Genomic DNA, 19,332 nt, shown 5'->3' on the forward strand with positions numbered 1-19,332 from the left:
GATCACACAAAAACGCAGCAATGGCGTAAGACGTAATGTGAAATCAAGCAATTAGCGGGCTGCGGGTTGCAGCTTGGTCGGCAAGTGGGTAAAGCTCTGTTGTCTTATATTCAGAAGCTGCCCTTTATATAAAAGCGCTGTTTTTCAGAACGAAACACAGGCTTACCGAAATAATGCGCCCCTATGCAGGCGACAACCGTGAGGTTGACGGCTTTGCTAGAAGACTCGGGGTCATCGGTTTACCCGACCATGAGGTTAATTTGCCCGCAGTTCTAACGCCAATGTAAAAATAATGAGTAAGTAAAGATGAAAAGAATGTTGATTAACGCAACTCAGCAAGAAGAGTTGCGTGTTGCCCTTGTAGATGGACAGCGGCTGTATGATTTGGATATTGAAAGTCCAGGCCATGAACAGAAAAAAGCGAATATTTACAAAGGTAAAATCACCCGAATCGAACCCAGTCTGGAAGCCGCTTTTGTTGATTACGGCGCTGAACGACATGGTTTCCTGCCACTAAAAGAAATTTCTCGCGAATATTTCCCTAGTAATTACTCTTCCCATGGCCGCCCGAACATCAAAGATGTGCTGCGCGAAGGCCAAGAAGTTATTGTTCAGGTTGATAAAGAAGAACGTGGCAATAAAGGTGCCGCACTAACGACTTTCATCAGCCTGGCTGGCAGCTATTTAGTTCTAATGCCGAACAACCCACGGGCCGGTGGTATCTCTCGCCGCATCGAAGGTGATGACCGCACAGAACTGAAAGAGGCCCTATCCTCTCTGCAATTGCCTGATGGCATGGGTCTGATTGTCCGTACTGCCGGTGTTGGCAAATCTGCCGACGCGCTGCAATGGGACTTGTCATTCCGCCTGAAGCACTGGGATGCGATTAAAAAAGCGGCGGAAGGTCGCCCTGCGCCGTTCCTGATCCATCAGGAAAGTAACGTGATTGTCCGTGCTTTCCGTGACTACCTGCGCCCAGACATCGGTGAAATTCTGATCGACAACCCGAAAGTTCTCGAGTTGGCGAAAGAGCATATCGCCGCGTTAGGTCGCCCGGATTTCAGCAGCAAAATCAAGCTCTATAGTGGCGAAATCCCACTGTTCAGCCACTACCAGATTGAGTCGCAGATTGAATCTGCATTCCAGCGCGAAGTGCGTCTGCCATCCGGTGGTTCCATCGTTATCGATACTACCGAAGCCCTGACCGCGATTGATATCAACTCCGCACGGGCTACCCGTGGTGGTGATATCGAGGAGACGGCCTTCAACACCAACCTTGAAGCTGCGGATGAAATTGCTCGTCAGTTACGTTTGCGTGACTTGGGTGGCCTGATTGTTATCGACTTTATCGATATGACCCCTGTGCGTCATCAACGTGAAGTGGAAAACCGCTTACGCGATGCCGTCCGTCAGGACCGCGCTCGCATCCAGATTGGTCGCATCTCCCGCTTTGGTTTGCTGGAAATGTCCCGTCAGCGTCTCAGCCCATCGCTGGGTGAGTCAAGCCACCATGTCTGCCCACGCTGTAGCGGCACCGGTACCGTGCGTGATAACGAATCCCTGTCACTCTCTATTTTGCGTTTGATTGAAGAAGAAGCGCTGAAAGAGAACACCCATGAAGTTCACGCCATTGTGCCAGTACAGATAGCTTCGTATCTGCTAAATGAAAAACGTGAATCAGTGAACGCCATTGAGAAACGTCAAGGCGGCGTGCGTGCGGTGATCGTGCCAAACGATCAGATGCAAACACCGCACTACTCCGTCCTTCGGGTCCGTAAAGGTGAGGAAGTTCCTTCCCTTAGCTACCTGTTGCCACAACTGCATGAAGCAGAAATGGCGCAGCCGCAGGAAGAGGCCACTATTGAACGTAAGCGCCCAGAACAACCGGCGCTGGCGACCTTCTCTTTACCAACGGAAGTGCCACCGGAATCAACACCTGCTGCCGCCAGTGCTAAACCCACTGCTGCGCCACAGGTTGCTGCTACTACCACCACTGAACAGCCAGGCTTCTTTAGCCGCCTGTTCACAGGTCTGAAAGGCATCTTCGCTACATCAGCAGAAGCCGAAGTTAAGCCGGTTGAAGTTGAAAAAACCGAAGCTAGCGAAACTCGTCGTAATGATCGTCGCAATCCACGCCGCCAAAACAGTGGCCGTAAAGATCGCGGTGACCGCACACCACGCGAAGGTCGTGATAACGCTAGCCGTGACAATAATGGCCGTGATAATGCTAACCGCGATAACAGTGCTCGCGACAGCAATAGTCGTGACAACAATAGTCGTGACAATAATGGCCGCGACAATGTCAATCGCGAGGGTCGTGATGATCAACGCCGCAATAATAAGCGTCCAACTCAACAAACTGCTGTAGCAGCATCAACTGATATTGTTGAAGCCGATAAAGAGCAGCGCGAAGAGCAGCCGCAACGTCGTGGTGATCGCCAGCGCCGCCGGCAGGATGACAAACGTCAAGCACCGCAGGATGTTAAAGCTAACGTTGATGTTCCCGTCGTCAGTGTCGAAGAAGCGCAACCTGAGCAAGAAGAACGTCAACAGGTGATGCAACGTCGTCAACGTCGCCAATTGAATCAGAAAGTCCGCATTCAATCAGCCAACGATGAACTGAATGCTCAGGAAAGCAACTCACCGGTTGCCCCTGTCAGCGAATCAGTCACGACTTTTGCTACGCCAGTCGTGCAGGAAGAGGTGAAGTTACTGCCGCAAGCAACTGCTCAGGCAGATGATGAAGCGACTAATGATCGTAATGGCAACAATGAAAATGGCATGCCACGTCGTTCTCGCCGTTCACCTCGTCACCTGCGCGTGAGCGGTCAACGCCGTCGTCGCTACCGTGATGAGCGCTACCCGACTCAATCTGCTATGCCTCTGGCGGGTGCTTTCGCCTCACCGGAAATGGCGTCAGGTAAGGTTTGGGTTCGTTATCCGGTCGCTCAGCCATTTGAACAAGCCGCGTTTGTTGAAAATCCGGTTGAAGAACAATTGCCAGTCGACGTTGCTGCAGTAGAAGCTACGGTAGTTGAAACTTCCGTAGTCGAAGCTCCGGTGAATGTTCCAGCGGCAATCATTGCAGCGCCAGTGGTTATCGCAGCGGTGACTGAAGCTGTTGCTCCGACACCTGCGCCGCAACATAAGCCCGGTGGTTCTTCGTCTTCGGCTGCCGCCGTTCCAGGCCGTGCCCCTGTTGTTGTGCCTGAAATTATCGCGGAGCCAATTGCCGAAGTGGTAGCAGCAACCGAAACCATTACAGCAATTGAAGCAGCCCCTGTCGTTGAAGAAGCTATCACGCCAGAAACTGCCAGCGAAAACACCATTGAGCCAGAAGCTGTGGTTGAAGAGCTTCAGGTTGAAGAGACCCAAGCTGAAGAGACTATTGTTGAGGTGCCAGTTGCCGCTGAGACAGCGGCTGTTGAAGAGCTGATTGTTGTTGAAGAGTCGGCGGTTGTTGAAGAGTCAGTTGAAGAGCCGAACCTGACTGAAGCTAATACTGTCGCGGAAGAGGCTGCCACTGAAGAGGTGCATGTAGCTGAACCTGTCGTCGATGTAACGCCAGCTGTGACACAGCAACAACCAGCTGTCGCGCATCCGGAAGGCGTGTTATTCAAACACTACGCCTCTGCACCGATGACCAAAGCACCGGCACCTGAATATGCGCCGGAGTCGCAAACCAAAGGTCATTGGGAACGCCCAGCCTTTGATTTTGCAGGCAAAGGTTCTGCTGGCGGGCATGCAGCCGCCACTCAGGCAACAGCCCCGGCGACCAAACCACAGTCAGTCGAATAAATGCACTATTGCTAAAAGCAACATGCAAAATAAAACCCGCTTCGGCGGGTTTTATTATATAAAGTTTAAGCTATCTGTTTCAGTGTCTTGATTTCAATACTTTCCAGCTTGCCCTCTATCGATTTAACAAAATCGATGAAATGTTGCGCTTTATTATGTTTTTCCAATGCTTCAGCAGATGCCCAGCGCTCGAAAAACACAAAAGAACCATTTTGGTCGTTCTCAGCATGGAGATCATATTGCAGATTCCCCTTCTCCTCACGACTTGGTTCTATAATCTGATGAACCGCCTCTCTGACTTCATTAACAAATTCAGGCTTGGCCACTAAACTGGCAATCACACGAACTTCCATCGTAATTCTCCCATACAGTACATTTAATCCATCTATTTACGGCTAATTAATCACTCATCTTAGCGAGCAATTTCACCTATAGCCCCTCTATAAGATGCCCTTTTTAGGTTATTTTCAACTCACCACTTACAATGTTTTCAACTTAAGCCTAACAATCAGATGCATCCTGCGCACTTTCCGCTTATCCTTACACCCCGCCGGAAACAGTATAAAAACCCGAAATCTCATCACCACTGCGGAGCTTGTTGAATGACTGCACAACCCCAAACCCTGAAAATTCGCCGCCCAGATGACTGGCATATTCACTTACGTGATGACGAAATGCTCAGTACCGTGCTGCCTTATACCTCCGAGGTGTTTGCCAGAGCTATTGTTATGCCGAATCTGGCCCCGCCTATTACCACTGTTGCCAGTGCGATTGCGTATCGGGACCGTATTCTGGCGGCCGTGCCGGTTGGGCATAAATTCACGCCGTTGATGACTTGTTATCTGACTGATTCACTTGATATCAATGAGTTGACCGCCGGTTTTGAGCAAGGCGTATTTACGGCGGCAAAACTCTATCCAGCCAATGCCACTACCAACTCAAATCATGGTGTATCCGATATTCCAGCGATTTATCCATTGTTTGAGCAAATGCAAAAAATGGGTATGCCACTGCTTATCCACGGCGAAGTCACCGATGCCGCAGTCGATATCTTCGATCGTGAAGCGCGTTTTATTGATCAAATCATGGAACCGATCCGCCGCAACTTCCCCGAGCTGAAGATTGTCTTTGAGCATATCACCACCAAAGATGCCGCCGACTACGTGCTGGCAGGCAATCGTTTCCTTGGTGCGACCATCACCCCACAACATCTGATGTTTAACCGCAATCATATGCTGGTCGGTGGCATTCGCCCCCATCTGTTCTGTCTGCCAATACTGAAACGCAGCACGCACCAGGCAGCATTGCGCCAGGCTGTCGCCAGTGGCTCAGACCGTTTCTTCCTTGGAACCGACTCAGCTCCACATGCCAAACAGCGTAAAGAGTCATCCTGTGGCTGTGCTGGTGTGTTCAATGCCCCCTCAGCACTGCCTGCTTATGCGACTGTTTTCGAAGAGATGAACGCACTACAACATTTGGAAGCATTCTGTTCCTTAAATGGTCCACGCTTCTATGGCCTGCCAGTTAACGACGATTTTGTTGAGTTGGTTCGAACGCCCTGCCAACAACCGGAAGAGATCCCGCTGGGAAGTGAGTCGATCGTCCCTTATCTAGCCGGTCAAAGCATTAACTGGTCAGTTAAAGGTTAATAATGATCAGAGGTAGGGAGCCTCACTCCCTACCCTCAAAAATTTTTATCTCAGCCAGTTGCAACCTGAATACTTACACTGTATAAATAACCAGTATAAATATTCGGAGGGCCAGATATGCGTGTTGAAGTCAGTATTGATAAAAAAAACCAGTTACCCGCCGGTGCTATCGAAGCGCTAACCAATGAATTAAGTAAACGACTGGATTCGAAATTCCCGGACACCAGCACCACAGTGCAAGTGCGTTACGCTGGAGCAAATAACCTTTCTGTTTTGGGCGGAGCTAAAACAGATAAGGACCTGATCTCTGAGATATTACAAGAAATATGGGAAAGCGCTGACGATTGGTTTGACGCAAAATAACCCACTACAATGCTGTTTTTGCCGGGGGTCGCTCCTCGGCTTTTTTATATCAATGGATATATCCCCCCTTTCTCCCAGCACTTTCGTCACTCGCCTGCGATTAATTAATCATCAGAAAATAAATAATTTGTAAAGATCCGTGGATAATCACCACATTTATTAGCCGTTGCGTATACTGAAAAAGCTCACTTGATAATGAGCCGCATTGATCCTCATTAGTCACTCCAGTCAGTAACTACTAGATAAGGGGTCTTTATGCACAGAAATGATGAAGTTATTCAGACTCACCCGCTTGTAGGTTGGGATATCAGCACGGTAGATGTATACAACGCGATGATGATACGTCTTCATTACCTGTCTTCCATGAATCAACCGCCAGAAGATGCACTGGTTGATAGAACACTCTGGTTAACAACCGATGTTGCACGCCAATTAATAAATATTTTAGAAGCAGGCATTGCAAAAATTGAGTCATCAGAATATCAAGATCTGGATCACCGTAAGCATTAATTTTTGTCCACCAGTTAATTGTTCAATGCTCTCAAAAACAGGCACCAGTGAATATCACTTGGTGCCTGTTTATTAACCACTCCCACCGCCATAGGGCTAACACCCCTTTTTCTCCCCTCACTCCCATGCTATTACTATCGTTTTAGTTTTTATTGTTTCTGAATTGAAATCGTTTTGGCAAAAACCACGATAAATACGCGCAGCTAATCCAAAACGTGTTGAATTAAGCCCGTAACGATATTCTCCAAGGTGCAAAATATGGATTACGATTTGATTGTCATTGGTAGTGGTTCTGTTGGCTCTGCCGCGGGCTACTATGCCTCACAAGCCGGCTTAAACGTGCTAATGATTGATAGTGCGATGCCTCCCCATCAGGCTGGCAGCCACCACGGCGACACCCGAATCATTCGCCATGCATATGGTGAAGGCGAGAAATATGTGCCCTTAGTATTACGTGCTCAAGCGCTTTGGGATCAACTGTCAGCCGAAACCGGTGAGAGGTTATTTCAGGCCAGTGGCGTGCTTAATTTGGGGCCAGATGACTCAACTTTCCTGCAAAATGCACAACACAGCGCGCAACAATATCATTTGCCGGTAGAGACGTTAACAGCAGCGCAGGTTCGTGAAAAATGGCCAGTATTTACTGTACCGGACAATTATATTGGTGTGTTTGAACCGCAGGCTGGTTTTTTGCGTTCAGAATTAGCTATCAAAACATTAATTAAGGCGGTCACTGAGGCTGGCTGCGGTATCTTATTCAATTGCCCGGTCACGGCGATTGTCCCTCTGGAGGAGGGGGTAGATGTCGTCACCATTGATGGTACTTATAGTGCCAAAAAAGTCGTCGTTACCGCCGGCACATGGGTCAAAGAGTTGTTACCTACATTGCCCGTGACAGCAATACGCAAAGTTTTCTCCTGGCATCATGCCGATGGCCGCTACAGCGAAGGTAATCATTTCCCGGCATTTACCGTAGAAACACCGGATAACATCCATTATTACGGTTTTCCCTCACAAAATGAGGAGCTTAAACTCGGCAAGCATAATGGCGGGCAGCCTATTGAGTCAGCGGCTCAGCGCAAACCTTTTGGCAGCTATGCAGAAGATGGCACGGAAGTTTTTGGATTTTTACGGAATTTCTTACCCGGTGTTGGCGTCTGCCTGCGTGGCGCCGCATGTAGCTATGATATGAGCCCCGATGAAGACTTCATCATTGATACCCTGCCTGATAACCAGAATATTATGGTGGTAACGGGTTTAAGTGGCCATGGGTTTAAATTTGCGACAGCATTGGGAGAAGTTGCGGCGCTCTTCGCACAAAACAGAGCTTCCCCCATTGATATATCTGCTTTTTCTTTGTCTCGTTTCACTCACTCCGAGCCTGAGAACTGACTCTTAACCCACATATTCTTACCGGCGACTATTTTAATAAAAAATAGCTCGCCCGAGTTTTATTTATATTATTTATACCTATTTTTTGGTATAAACAGTCACCCTATTAATGGTAATGGTAATATTTATTCGTGCATTCCGTCGAAATAAGTCGATAATCCCGAATTGACGTTTAAGGCATCTGAGGACTACCTTATCCTTGTATGCAGCCAGGTATGGTTGCAGTTAGACAAGGATGTATGTCTCATGAAAATATTAATTATTGATGAATGTTTTTATACCCGATCAGGGGTAAATACTTATTTTAATAGCTCTGTATCACTTAATTTAATGGATTCGCCTACTGTTGAGCAGGCGACATTGACTGTTAATGATTTTGCTCCAGATATAATAATTGTTAATCTTACCAAATATTGCCGTTTCGGCGGCTATTGCCCATTACTCGAACAATTTTTAAGTTGTTGTGGCCAAGCTAAAATCTATATTTATTTGGATGCCTCCTATCCATTCAGTGAAACGCCAATTCCCTTGACTGATTCAGTCTCAATTTTGGCAAAAAGGTATTTGCCGGAGCTGCTGAAAAAGCTTTCTAATATCTCAAATGAGATGCGTAAACCGCACTCACCTTGCCCATCATCACTGTTTAGCCCACAAGAGCATAAAGTGATGTGCTACTGGATGATGGAGATGCCCAATTACCGTATTGCCAGAAAATTGAATATCAGTGATAGCACCGTTTATTCACATAAGCGGCATATTACCGAAAAAATCAAAGTCAGAAATCGGCTAGAGCTGTGCTTTATCTATAATGTTTTTAAATATTTATACTAAATTTATTATTAATTAAGCCGATATATAAGTAATTTTGATAGAAAATGTAGCCGGATTAATATAGCTAACGATAGATTGCAGTTAGAGAAACGGTTACATTTGATCTGATAATTCTAATAAGAAGAGATGTCCACAACTGACTATTTTATTACTCTGGCTATCTAACCTCCTCATCCTCTTGCCAGATTCCAGATACCGGAATTTAATCTGCTAGCTTATTGTTTGCTAAATTAAAAATCCCTATAATGAGCAACGATTTTAACCGCAGGCAGTCAGCATGTTAAATAAATTGCTCTCGATGGTTATCAATAATGTCCGAGAGCACCTATTGCTCTATATCTGCCTATGGTTGATTTTGTTGGCGTTAGATATTTATTTCTTTTTCTATTAGTTTAATTAATACGTCTACGCTACTGTATCTAGTGGGCCTACGGGTATCAATCCACCCGAGGCCCCAAGCCGATAACCACTAATCTGGTGTTACTCCGCTTTGCTCGGTTTACCATCACTCAGTAAAACTGCAAATTTATAGCCCGCAGGGGTGAGTTCAAGTGCAATTTTGGCAATGATGGTTAAAGGGACAGAGAGCAGCATACCAATTGGCCCTAATAGCCAACCCCAGAAAATCAATGATAAGAATACCACCAACGTTGATAACCCCAAGCCACGGCCCATCATACGTGGATCAATAATATTACCGCCAATCAGATTGATTAGAATATAGCCGCCGGTTACCGCAAAAGCATCGGCAAAGCCGTTAAACAGCAGCGCCTGAATAATCGGCGGAATAGCAGCCAATACTGAACCGATATTAGGTATGTAATTCAGGACAAAAGCTAGCAGGCCCCATAGGAAAGCAAATCTGACGCCCATCGCCGCCAGGAATAGCCAAATAACAATCCCCGTCGCGATACTAATAACTGTTTTGATGACCAGATAGTGGGTTACACCATTTAGCGCACGTTTGAGGATAGCATTCCCCTGCTCTGGATTATCAAACATCAGCTGCATTTTATAAGGCAGACGTTCCACTTCAAATAACATAAACACCACGGTCATCAGCAACAAGAACGTGCTGGCCATGGCACCAGAAAGATGGCTAAGCAGCCGAGTAACAAAGTTCACCGCAGTGCTAGGATCGACATGTTTCATGATGTCATCCACCGAGAATTCGATATTAAAGCGCATGGCGAACTCTTGTAGCTCGCGCATTTTTTCCAGCATCATACCGCGATATTGCGGTAATGATCGGGCGAACTCATTTAATGAGGAACCCAGGCGGCTAAAGAGTAGTGCCATCAGTAAAATAATGAGGGTGACTAATAGGACAATAGCCAGTGTGCGGGGAATTCTTATTTTCTCGAGTAATTTAACCAGCGGATTCAGTACAATAGCGAGAAAAATAGCCAGTAAGAATGGCACAACGATGGGTGATGCAGCCTTTATTCCGGCCATAATTACCACCAGCATTGCCAGCATTGCAACTAGCCGTAACCCTTGATGACTTACCACAGGTGTTGTCATTATCAATCCTTGTATTAGAACCGCCACCGCTCAAAATGGCAAAAAAAAGACGCTGTCGAATAAAATAACCGACAACGTCTCTATTTAATAGTATAACCAGCAGGTTAATACTCGGATTAATTGAGTATCACTCTTTATTATCCGTACCCTTTTCTGGCATTGGAATATGCATGGTTGTTTGCAACAGCCCTTTCGATTTATTAAAAATCTTGACACCGTTTTCGCGCCCAGCCCTGCGGGAACGCTGCTCTTCCTGCGGCAATTTCAGCTCTTCCTGGCAAATCGGGCTACAGCAGCCTTCAAATTTAGTCGCACAAACCGGACACTGAATAAACAGCAAGTGGCAACCATCATTTTTGCAATTGGTATGCGCATCGCAAGCGGCACCGCACTGATGGCAATGCGCGATCACATCGTCAGAGATCCGCTCCCCCATTCGCTCATCAAAAACAAAGTTTTTGCCGATAAATTTCAGCGGTAAACCTTGCTCTTTCGCTTTGCGGGCATATTCGATGATCCCGCCTTCAACGTGATAAACGTTTTTAAAACCGTTGTGCAACATATAGGCGCTGGCTTTCTCACAGCGAATCCCACCAGTGCAATACATAACAATATTCTTCTCTTTGTTATGTTGCAGCATATCAACCGCCATTGGCAGTTGCTCACGGAAGGTATCGGAGGGCACTTCTATCGCGTTTTCGAAATGGCCCACTTCGTATTCATAGTGGTTACGCATATCGACAAACAAAGTATCCGGGTCATCAATCATTTGATTGACCTGATCCGCTTGCAGATAGTGCCCCACATTGCTGGGATCAAAGCTATCATCATCAATACCATCGGCCACAATGCGCTCACGAACTTTCAGGCGCAACACCCAAAATGACTTACCGTCATCTTCATGGGCCACATTCAGCCGCACTTGATCCAGTGCGGGGTGTGCGGCGAACAGCGCGACTTTAAAGTCGTCATAGCGGTTAGCAGGCACACTAATTTGGGCATTAATCCCCTCTTTCGCCACATAAACCCGGCCAAATACCCCGAGTTTAACAAATTGGCTATAGAGGCTATCGCGGAAGGCTTTGGCATCTTCTAAGGTGAAATATTTATAAAAAGAAACTGTGGTGCGCGGTTCGGTTTCAGCCAACATGCGCGCTTTAAGTTCCTCATTAGAAATTCGGTTATGTAACACTGGCATGGTGTACGTTCCTGTCTTTCAAAGAGGTTACTGATAGATATTTAATTACTGCTCAATGGGTTACGTAAGTCATTAGACAACTAACCAAGGTAATTCATCGCGCAATAGAACTGATATTTCCGGCACCGGTTGCCCCGTGCGGCGCATATAATACCTGAAACAGCGGGGTGGCACATCATTAGCGCGACTGGTGGTGGTGCACTTGACGCCAATGGTATGTGGGTATCGGGTTGGTGATGGTTGGCATGATGGTACATAGCGTCGCCCCATTTATTGGTCAGCGGGCGGCGTTGAAATCAGCGGCGGCACCCGCTATTTGCCGCGATGATCCTCACCCGTAAAACTCGCGCGATCAGTAAAACCAGAGACCATGATACCGGCCAGCAGGGAGATGCCCGCCGCGATCAGCAACGATTTTGTCTGCCAATAGGCGCCGACATAGCCCAAAAGGCCGCCAACAGCCAATAGACCCGCACTGAATTTTGCTGCTGACATTGCCGCTTCTCCGCTAAATACTGATTATGCTGATTTATACATCAAAATTATCATAACCCAGAAATGATAAATCCCTCTCCAGTGGTGAGGGATTTATGCAAAAAATAGTCAGCCGTTAATCGGTAGGTTAAAAATGACGTTTTTTAGCTGATCAACGCCAGTTTCGCCGGTAAGCCCTGCCGGACAGCAGCACCACTCACCCAGTCCAACCAGGTGTTGGGGATCTCCCGCGTCGGATCGGTAAAACCTAACTCATTTAGATTGCTTCCCTGACCAATGCGCGGGTCTGACGCCATCATTTCGCCATCAAGGAAGTGGGTTCTGGCCCCCATTTCGCGATGCCCATAACCATGCTCAATAGCCACCACACCAGGCATAACGCCATCCAGTAGGCTGACTTGCACCTCCATCTGCCCTCCTGGTGTCATCAGTTGCACGATATCACCCTGCTGTATGCCATAGCGGCTGGCATCTCCTGGATTAATGGCAACCAGATTTGTGGGTTTGACCGCCCGCAGCCGCTCAATCATCGCCGTCGAGCTACTCATCAGATGTGACTTAAATGACATCAAGCGCAGCGGCCACTCCGCCGCCGGATAGTGTTGGAACAGATCCGAACCATCAGCTAAACGTGGTGGATACCAGGTCGGACAACCACTGTAGCGCTCGCCGGTAATGGCATGGTGATGTTTCGCCACATTCTCATTCCAGATTTGCAGTGGCTTTTTCCACTGCGGCCCGGTGGCATCACCGCTCCAACTTTTCTCATAGGGGGCAAAACGGCCACCGCGCGCCAACAGATAGGCGACACGGCGCTGCTCATCCACCTGCAAGCTGCGCTGTAATGCCGGCCACAAGCGATCCACGCCGGTTAATTTTAGCTCATCATCCGCCGCCGCTGGCAGGGGTTTTTCGCCACCATAGGCAATATTAGCCGCCGCCCGTAAGTAGTAATCCTCTGCCCTTTCTAGCGGCCAATGCTTGCCCGCACTGTCCTGCATCGCATTGGCCCCAAAACCCGGCAGTTGCAATGTTTTCGCCACCGCAATCAGGAAACTCTCCATCGCCACCGGTTCGCCCTGTGCGGTGCGGGCAGTGCGCGATTCAACTACCGGCCAACGGGCGGTGCTGGCCTTGACCAACACCCCCGCCCACGGCGCACTGAAGCCCCAACTCTCAAAATTGTGGGTATCCGGTACGATATAATCCGCCAGTGCGGTGGTTTCATTCATAAAGGCATCGATGGCGATAAACAGCGGCAGGTGGTGCGGGTCTCGCAGCTTCTCCTCAATCAGATTGCGTAGACCCGCCACCCCATACAGGGGATTGGTCATGTGGCTGATCCAAGCTTTTAACGGGTATGGGTATCCGGCCAGCGCCGGAGCCAACTGCTCGGTCAACTGCCCGCCAACAAAGGGATACCACGGGCCGCGAGCCGGATAACCGGAGTGGCCCTGCTGAATTTTTTGCTGATACTCGGCTGACTGCTCATAGGGCTGTTTGCTGCGCGAGAGCGGCAAACCTTTGGGTTTGACCATGCCATCAAAGGTCGCCAGTTGATAGCGCGGCCCATCGGCAAAGCCATCAAATTTACCGCCGCCGACCGACACCCCGCCTTTGAGATTCAGGTTGCCAATCAGGGCATTGAGCATCATCACCGCCCAGGTGGTATAGAAGCCATTGCCGCCCATCATCCCGCCATGGGAGATCACCGCCGCCTGCCGCTGATACGCGGTAAATTCACGCGCCAGACCAATCATCGTGGCCTCTGGCACACCGCATTGTTGGCTATATTCTGACAGGGAGAAGCGCGCCGCCGCCTGTTGCAGGCAGCTCATGCCCGATTGCACCTGCACACGCAGCCCATCATGCAAGGTCACTTCTCGGGTGACGAACAACTCTGCCTGTAGGGTGGACGTGGCGGGTTGCAGTGCCGCGTCTGGTGCCACTTGTACCAACACCTGGCTCTCTTCCCCCTCCGCTACCGATTCACCACTTAAATGACTCGCACGCAGGAATTGACCGCATAGCGGATGAGTTGGCGTCATAATCACCAGATGGCTGGCATTAGTCCAACTGCGCTCTGCGGCAGCCTGCATGGCGCTTTCACCGGGCAGTGACAGGTAACCATGATTGAAGCGATTTTGTTCGATAATCCAGCGGATCATCCCCATCGCCAGCGCCGCATCACTCCCCGGCAACACCGGCACCCAGCGGTTATGCTGATTGGCCAGGGTGGTGGTGAGCGGCAAGGCGGGGGCGACCACCACATAGTTGAAATCATCACGCTGGCGCGCATTGGCGAGCTGACGCCCCTGGCGCTTGAATGGATTACCCGATTGCGCCGGCGAGGTGCCGAGGAACAGAGCAAAACGGAGGTGATCCCAATCGGGCTTCACGTGGGCATTTTTGTCTAAATCCCCCATCAGCGCACCGGAGCCGGCACGGTAAGCCAGCCCGCAGTACGCACCATGGCTACCGAGATTTTTAGTCCCGAAGGCCTGGTTGGCAAAGCGCTGGATAAAGGCATCGCGGCCATCATCACCGGCATTGGTCACCAGCAGTTGGTTAGCTTTCGGGCCAAGGGAGGGTTGTTTGGCATCAATGGGAGTGACCAGATCACGGATCGCCCGCAGCCCCTCAACCGGCCCCTCACCGAAGAGATCACCGCCCTCGGTCACTTCTGCCACCAGTTGCTCAAAGCTGATGCGCTGCCATTTACCACCGCCCCGTGGGCCGACTCGCTTCATCGGCTCAGTGATGCGGTAAGGGCTATCGACCCCCTCCAGTAGCGTGGCACCACGAGCACAGGCGGTCGAGCGCCCCTCCATACCCTGTTCACCGCCGAGGCGTTGCAGTGCTTCGCTCAGGGGTAGTTGATAGGGGAAGTGGTGGTCATGGGATAAGGGATGGTAAGGATTACCGGCGATCCGCAAAATTTTATTTTGCTGGGTATCAACTCGCACCCGCAGGCCACACAGTGTCCAGCAGCCAAAGCATTGCGTCATTGATACCGCCTGTTGTGGGTTGGCCTGCCACTGCGCCCCGACACGCCCTTCGGGGGGTAGAGCATTGGCGCTGATAGGGTCGAGTGTGAGCTTGCCGGCACTGCCATCCAGCAGTCCGGCCACGGTTTTGCGCGCCACCTCATGGTAACTGGCAGCAAACGCGGCCACGCCACCCAAAGCTAAGCTGCCTTTTAACCATTGACGCCGTGTAAACTTAGCCATGATGCATTTCCCCTTCAAATGTTTTTCCGCCCGACACTTTTTGTTCCAGCCAACTGACACCTTCGCGCACCGCAATAATCACGGCTATCCATAATCCGAATGTGCCGATAATCGCCAGCAATCCCTCACTGCCGAGCGGCAAGGAGTAGGGATTGACTAAGATATTGTATTTAGGCAAGGTTTGCGTTTGCATCAGCAGCAACCAGCGCACCGACCAGCAGAGGCTGAGGGCTATTCCCCCCTGTGCCACCAGCAGCGGGATTGATAATTTTTTTTGTAAATTGGCCCCTGCCAGCCCAAGTAGTAGCAACCACAGCACCATGGGGAGTGCCGCCAACATTGGGGTGTGGGTGACCCACGCGCGCAGCGCCTGTCCAGACAGGCTATCGCCACTGGCCCACAGCAAGGTTACCGCCGCCAGTGCCACTAAATTGATCAACTGCCAGCGCGCTAATTTGTGCTGATATTGCCGATTGCGCCATAGCCATGCGGCCAGCCATGACGGAACAGCCTGCCAGGCGCTAAGGAAGATAAACAGCGGCAGCCACAGACTAAACCACACTGGCTGAGCGCGTAATATCGACACCTCGCGGCCGGTGTACAGCAAAATGCTGACGGCAGAAAGTGCACAGAGCAGTGCCAACCCCGCCAGTAGCCGTGGTAGCGCTCGCCCCCACAACCGGCTATAGGTCAGCACCATAAAATAGGCCACTACCAGCAGGCTAAATAGCGGTAAGAACAGTGAGCCCCATGACATCCATGACCACGGCGTAAAGTGCGCATAAAAGTGCCAGACACGGGCCGGCTGATGAAGATCGGCATTTAACGCCAGCGGCGCGACCACCACCGCCGTCACCGCTAATATCAGTGCGGCGAACTCCAGCGGATTAGAGTGCTGGCGCGAGACGACCCGCTGCCAACCGGCAAACAGCACCGCGCTACAGGCCAGCCCGATAAAGAAGAAGTACTGCACCGCCCAAGGTAGCCAGGCGATATCCTGCGGGCGGGCTAAAATTTCGCGGATCATGGATGTATCTCCTGCCACAATGCGGGCTGGCCCTGTAATGGGCGGGTAAATAGCTCATTTAAGCCAAGGTAAAACACCTGCGGATGAGTGCCCTGTTCTGGCTTCAACACTTTGATATCCGTCGCATGTTCCAGCAACATTTGGCGTAATTTGCTATCGCCATCGCGCAGATCGCCAATGATGCGCGCCCCGCCGACACAAGACTCAACACAAGCAGGCAGTAGCCCGGCGTCCAGTCGATGCACACAAAAAGTACACTTATCGGCGGTTTGGGTGCTGTGATTGATAAATCGGGCCTCGTAGGGGCAAGCCTGCACACAATAGGCGCAACCGACGCAGCGGGTATTGTCGATAACCACAATGCCATCTTGCCGCTGATAGGTGGCCTGCACCGGGCAAACCGGCACACAGGGTGGGTTATCGCAGTGGTTACACAGCCGTGGCAACAAGACGTTGGTGACACTCTCCGCCCCCGACAGTGCTATCTGATACTGATTGACCGTGGTGCGAAACTGCCCCTGCGGCAGTTGGTTTTCGATAGCACAGCTAACAGTGCAAGCTTGGCAGCCGATGCAGCGGCGCAAATCAATCAACATGGCATAGCGCCGTTTGATATCACCCTGTTTGCGCGCCGGCTCCATCTGCCAGCCCGCCTGCGCCAACGGCACCAGTGCGGCTCCGGCGGTTAGCACCCCCAACCGCTGTAAAAATGCTCTCTTCCCGTGATCCATTTTTCTGCTCATCTTTTTTGATAAGAATCTTCTTGGTGACAAGCAGTGTAGAAATCTGCCAGCAGAAGCCCTATTGTGGTTTTCCACATTCCCTTTAGGGACTTGATCCAGGACAATTACCCACCGCGATCGGGATCATAAAAAGGACAATGCATGTATTTCAGAGTGCTGGCGATAATGCTCTTTTGCAGCATTTCAGCCGCTGATGCCGATGAATGGACCATCGGGGTTTTGGCACTGCGTGGCGATGCGCAGGCGCAGGCCCATTGGCAACCGCTGGCCGAGAGGCTAAATCAGCAGTTGCCGGATCACCATTTTCAGTTGTTGCCGCTGGATTTGAATACGATGAAGACCGCCGTGGCGCAAAACCGAATCGATTTTCTGCTCACCAATCCGGCGCAATATGTGCAGATTGATAGTCACTACCCCTTGCGGTGGTTGGTGTCACTGCGCTCCAGCCACCAGCCGGACAGCACCAGCCGCAATGTGATTGGTAGTGTGATTCTGGTGCGCGCTGACAGTGATATCCATAGCCCGCAGAGTCTGCGGGGCCTGAGGGTCGGCGCAGTCTCACCCGCTGCGTTTGGCGGTTATCTCTTGGGCTACAAAGCGTTGCGCGATGCCGGGCTTCAGCCCGAGCAGGATTTTCAGTTACATTTTTCGGGCTTTCCGGTGGATGCCTTGATCTATCTGCTGCGCGATCGCGCCATCTCCGCCGCCATTGTCCCCACCTGCTTGCTGGAGGATATGCAAGCCGAGGGATTGGTACAGGCGGCGGATTTCCGGCCACTATTGGCAAAACAGACCCCGATCCCCTGCCTGACCAGCACCGAGTTGTACCCTAACTGGTCATTTGCCGCGTTATCCCACGTGCCTGATAAGCTGGTGGACAGTGTCACGCGAACTTTACTCAGCCCCGATAGCAGCAAAAATCCACAGTGGGGCGCGGCCTCCTCCACCAGTCAGGTGGAAAGCTTACTGCGCTCGGTGAATCAACACCCGCGACAACCGCAGATTTGGCAGCAGATGGTCGATTGGGCGCAGCAGCATCGGCTATTGATCGCCACTATTGGGCTGATTTTGCTGTTACTCGGTGCCAATCATATCTGGGTGGCTTTTTTGGTGCGCCGCCGCAGTCGCCAGTTGGAGCAGCTACATCAACAGCTGAGAAGCCGAGAGAGCGCATTGGAGCAGGCGCAGCGCCTGAGTATTCTGGGGGAGATGACCTCTGGGTTTGCCCATGAGTTGAACCAGCCGCTCAGTGCCATTCAGCACTATGCCGAGGGCTGCTCCATCCGCTTACAGCGGGAACAAGGGGATCACCCGTTGCTGCCGATCCTCGGGCAGATAGCTCATCAGGCCCAGCGCGGGGCCGATATCATTGCCAACCTGCGGCTGTGGGTCGGGAAACAGCCCGCGCCTAATTCAGCGGCGAAGCATTCAATAATCAGCCAGCCACTGCATACGTTGCTCAACCATATCTGGCAGTTATTGGGGGCCGAGCAGCATCAGCCGCCCTGTCAGTTACAGCTGGATATCGACACCACATTGACACTGCATTTGCCGCCCACCTTACTCGATCAAGTTTTATGTAACCTGATCACCAATAGCTTGCAGGCTGGTGCGCGTCAGTTAACCTGTCATGCCTATCAGCAAGCTGGCGTGGTCACCCTGATATTGCAAGATGATGCTGGCGGCTTGACCGCTGAACAACTTCGCCTGCCCTTTATCCCCTTTCGCTCCACTAAAAGTGATGGACTGGGGCTGGGGTTGGTGATTTGCCAGCGATTGATCAGCAGTCAGGGCGGCCATCTGACGCTACTTAACCAGCGGACTACCAAAGGTAAAATGGGGTTGCAAGTGACCCTAACACTGCCACTTAACCCACACAAGGAGCTGACTTTTGTCACTGATTCATCTGGTTGATGACGATATTGCCGTCACCGACGCCTGCCGTTTTCTGCTCGACAGCCTGGGCTATAGAGTGAAGGTGTGGCACGACGGTGCGCGTTTTCTGGCGCAGGCTGATTTGTATCACGCCGGGGTGGTGCTGCTGGATATCCGTATGCCATTGCTCGATGGCACTGAGGTCTATGCCCGGATGCGTCAGATAGAGAGCACACTCGCCACTATCTTCCTCACCGCCCATGGCGAGGTGCCGCAAGCGGTTGAGCAGATGAAGCTGGGGGCGGTGGACTTTTTACAAAAACCGGTGGCGACTGCACCATTGATTGCCGCCTTGCAGCAGGGTTTGCTGCAATCTGAGCAGTGGGTTGCCCGCCGACAGGTCGCGCTGCGCTATGCTACTCTCACATCACGGGAGCAGATGATTGCACAATGGGTGATGCAGGGTTTGATTAACCGCGATATCGCCGACAGAGCTTGTGTGTCGGTCAGAACGGTAGAAGTGCATCGGGCTAAAGTCATGGAGAAGATGGCGGTTAACAGCCTCGCGGAGCTAGTCAGCCTGCTGAGTCCGATAAAATAGCCGGATGAAATTTTGCTTATTTTACGTTCAATTTGATGATTTAGCTGTCGGGATCTTCAACAAGGCGGCATAAAAATGGCTTTTTGGTGCGGTCTT

Annotated in this window: 16 protein-coding genes; 9 read left to right on the plus strand and 7 right to left on the minus strand. The window is 50.7% G+C overall.

The window, feature by feature from the left end; translation table 11 throughout:
• The first annotated feature begins 306 nt into the window (after positions 1-306).
• Complete coding sequence (gene rne, locus HRK25_RS17640) at positions 307-3,798, plus strand: ribonuclease E (RefSeq protein WP_032897359.1); 3,492 nt, start codon at positions 307-309, stop codon at positions 3,796-3,798.
• A 65-nt stretch (positions 3,799-3,863) separates the two neighbouring features.
• Here the strand turns inward: rne and HRK25_RS17645 are convergent, their stop codons facing one another.
• On the minus strand, positions 3,864-4,151 hold the full coding sequence (locus HRK25_RS17645) for a putative quinol monooxygenase (protein WP_005273024.1): 288 nt from the start codon (positions 4,149-4,151) through the stop codon (positions 3,864-3,866).
• A 249-nt stretch (positions 4,152-4,400) separates the two neighbouring features.
• On the opposite strand from HRK25_RS17645, the gene pyrC reads away from it, so the two are divergent.
• From pyrC to HRK25_RS17675, 6 genes are all read left to right on the plus strand, one after another.
• The gene (gene pyrC, locus HRK25_RS17650) at positions 4,401-5,447 is read left to right on the plus strand and encodes a dihydroorotase (protein ID WP_005273022.1); all 1,047 of its coding nucleotides are present in this window, start codon (positions 4,401-4,403) and stop codon (positions 5,445-5,447) included.
• A 117-nt stretch (positions 5,448-5,564) separates the two neighbouring features.
• Positions 5,565-5,810 (plus strand): DNA damage-inducible protein I, encoded by a 246-nt coding sequence (gene dinI / locus HRK25_RS17655; RefSeq protein ID WP_005273019.1) that lies wholly within the window; start codon positions 5,565-5,567, stop codon positions 5,808-5,810.
• Positions 5,811-6,065: 255 nt separating this feature from the next.
• Entirely contained in the window at positions 6,066-6,320 is a 255-nt protein-coding gene (gene bssS / locus HRK25_RS17660) for a biofilm formation regulator BssS (RefSeq protein ID WP_032897356.1), read from the plus strand.
• Between the two features lie 258 nt (positions 6,321-6,578).
• Positions 6,579-7,712, plus strand: coding sequence for an N-methyl-L-tryptophan oxidase (gene solA, locus HRK25_RS17665; RefSeq protein WP_032897353.1), 1,134 nt, complete (start codon positions 6,579-6,581; stop codon positions 7,710-7,712).
• Positions 7,713-7,958: 246 nt separating this feature from the next.
• Positions 7,959-8,543: a helix-turn-helix transcriptional regulator gene (locus HRK25_RS17670; RefSeq protein ID WP_005273012.1), complete on the plus strand. Its 585-nt coding sequence runs from the start codon at positions 7,959-7,961 to the stop codon at positions 8,541-8,543.
• Between the two features lie 298 nt (positions 8,544-8,841).
• Positions 8,842-8,934 carry a DUF2770 family protein gene (locus HRK25_RS17675; protein WP_145592140.1) on the plus strand — a complete coding sequence of 31 codons (93 nt, stop codon included), beginning with the start codon at positions 8,842-8,844 and terminating at the stop codon, positions 8,932-8,934.
• 89 nt (positions 8,935-9,023) lie between these two features.
• On the opposite strand, the gene HRK25_RS17680 is transcribed toward HRK25_RS17675, so the two are convergent.
• From HRK25_RS17680 to ttrB, 6 genes are all read right to left on the minus strand, one after another.
• Complete coding sequence (locus tag HRK25_RS17680; RefSeq protein ID WP_032897349.1) at positions 9,024-10,067, minus strand: AI-2E family transporter; 1,044 nt, start codon at positions 10,065-10,067, stop codon at positions 9,024-9,026.
• Positions 10,068-10,194: 127 nt separating this feature from the next.
• Positions 10,195-11,265: an oxygen-dependent tRNA uridine(34) hydroxylase TrhO gene (trhO, locus tag HRK25_RS17685; RefSeq protein ID WP_005273008.1), complete on the minus strand. Its 1,071-nt coding sequence runs from the start codon at positions 11,263-11,265 to the stop codon at positions 10,195-10,197.
• Positions 11,266-11,577: 312 nt separating this feature from the next.
• On the minus strand, positions 11,578-11,760 hold the full coding sequence (locus HRK25_RS17690) for a hypothetical protein (RefSeq protein ID WP_005273006.1): 183 nt from the start codon (positions 11,758-11,760) through the stop codon (positions 11,578-11,580).
• A 143-nt stretch (positions 11,761-11,903) separates the two neighbouring features.
• Positions 11,904-14,990 carry a tetrathionate reductase subunit TtrA gene (gene ttrA / locus HRK25_RS17695; RefSeq protein ID WP_099460620.1) on the minus strand — a complete coding sequence of 1,029 codons (3,087 nt, stop codon included), beginning with the start codon at positions 14,988-14,990 and terminating at the stop codon, positions 11,904-11,906.
• Complete coding sequence (gene ttrC / locus HRK25_RS17700; protein ID WP_057646861.1) at positions 14,983-16,017, minus strand: tetrathionate reductase subunit TtrC; 1,035 nt, start codon at positions 16,015-16,017, stop codon at positions 14,983-14,985. The genes ttrA and ttrC overlap by 8 nt, the downstream gene beginning before the upstream one ends.
• Positions 16,014-16,748: a tetrathionate reductase subunit TtrB gene (gene ttrB / locus HRK25_RS17705; protein WP_005272997.1), complete on the minus strand. Its 735-nt coding sequence runs from the start codon at positions 16,746-16,748 to the stop codon at positions 16,014-16,016. Before ttrB ends, ttrC begins: the two co-directional genes overlap by 4 nt.
• Before the next feature lie 153 nt (positions 16,749-16,901).
• On the opposite strand from ttrB, the gene ttrS reads away from it, so the two are divergent.
• Positions 16,902-18,674 carry a tetrathionate respiration histidine kinase TtrS gene (gene ttrS / locus HRK25_RS17710; RefSeq protein WP_005272994.1) on the plus strand — a complete coding sequence of 591 codons (1,773 nt, stop codon included), beginning with the start codon at positions 16,902-16,904 and terminating at the stop codon, positions 18,672-18,674.
• Positions 18,652-19,236, plus strand: coding sequence for a tetrathionate respiration response regulator TtrR (gene ttrR / locus HRK25_RS17715; protein ID WP_032897341.1), 585 nt, complete (start codon positions 18,652-18,654; stop codon positions 19,234-19,236). The genes ttrS and ttrR overlap by 23 nt, the downstream gene beginning before the upstream one ends.
• Positions 19,237-19,332 lie beyond the last annotated feature (96 nt).

The organism is Yersinia bercovieri ATCC 43970 (genome assembly GCF_013282745.1).
In the GTDB taxonomy this organism is placed as follows: domain Bacteria; phylum Pseudomonadota; class Gammaproteobacteria; order Enterobacterales; family Enterobacteriaceae; genus Yersinia; species Yersinia bercovieri.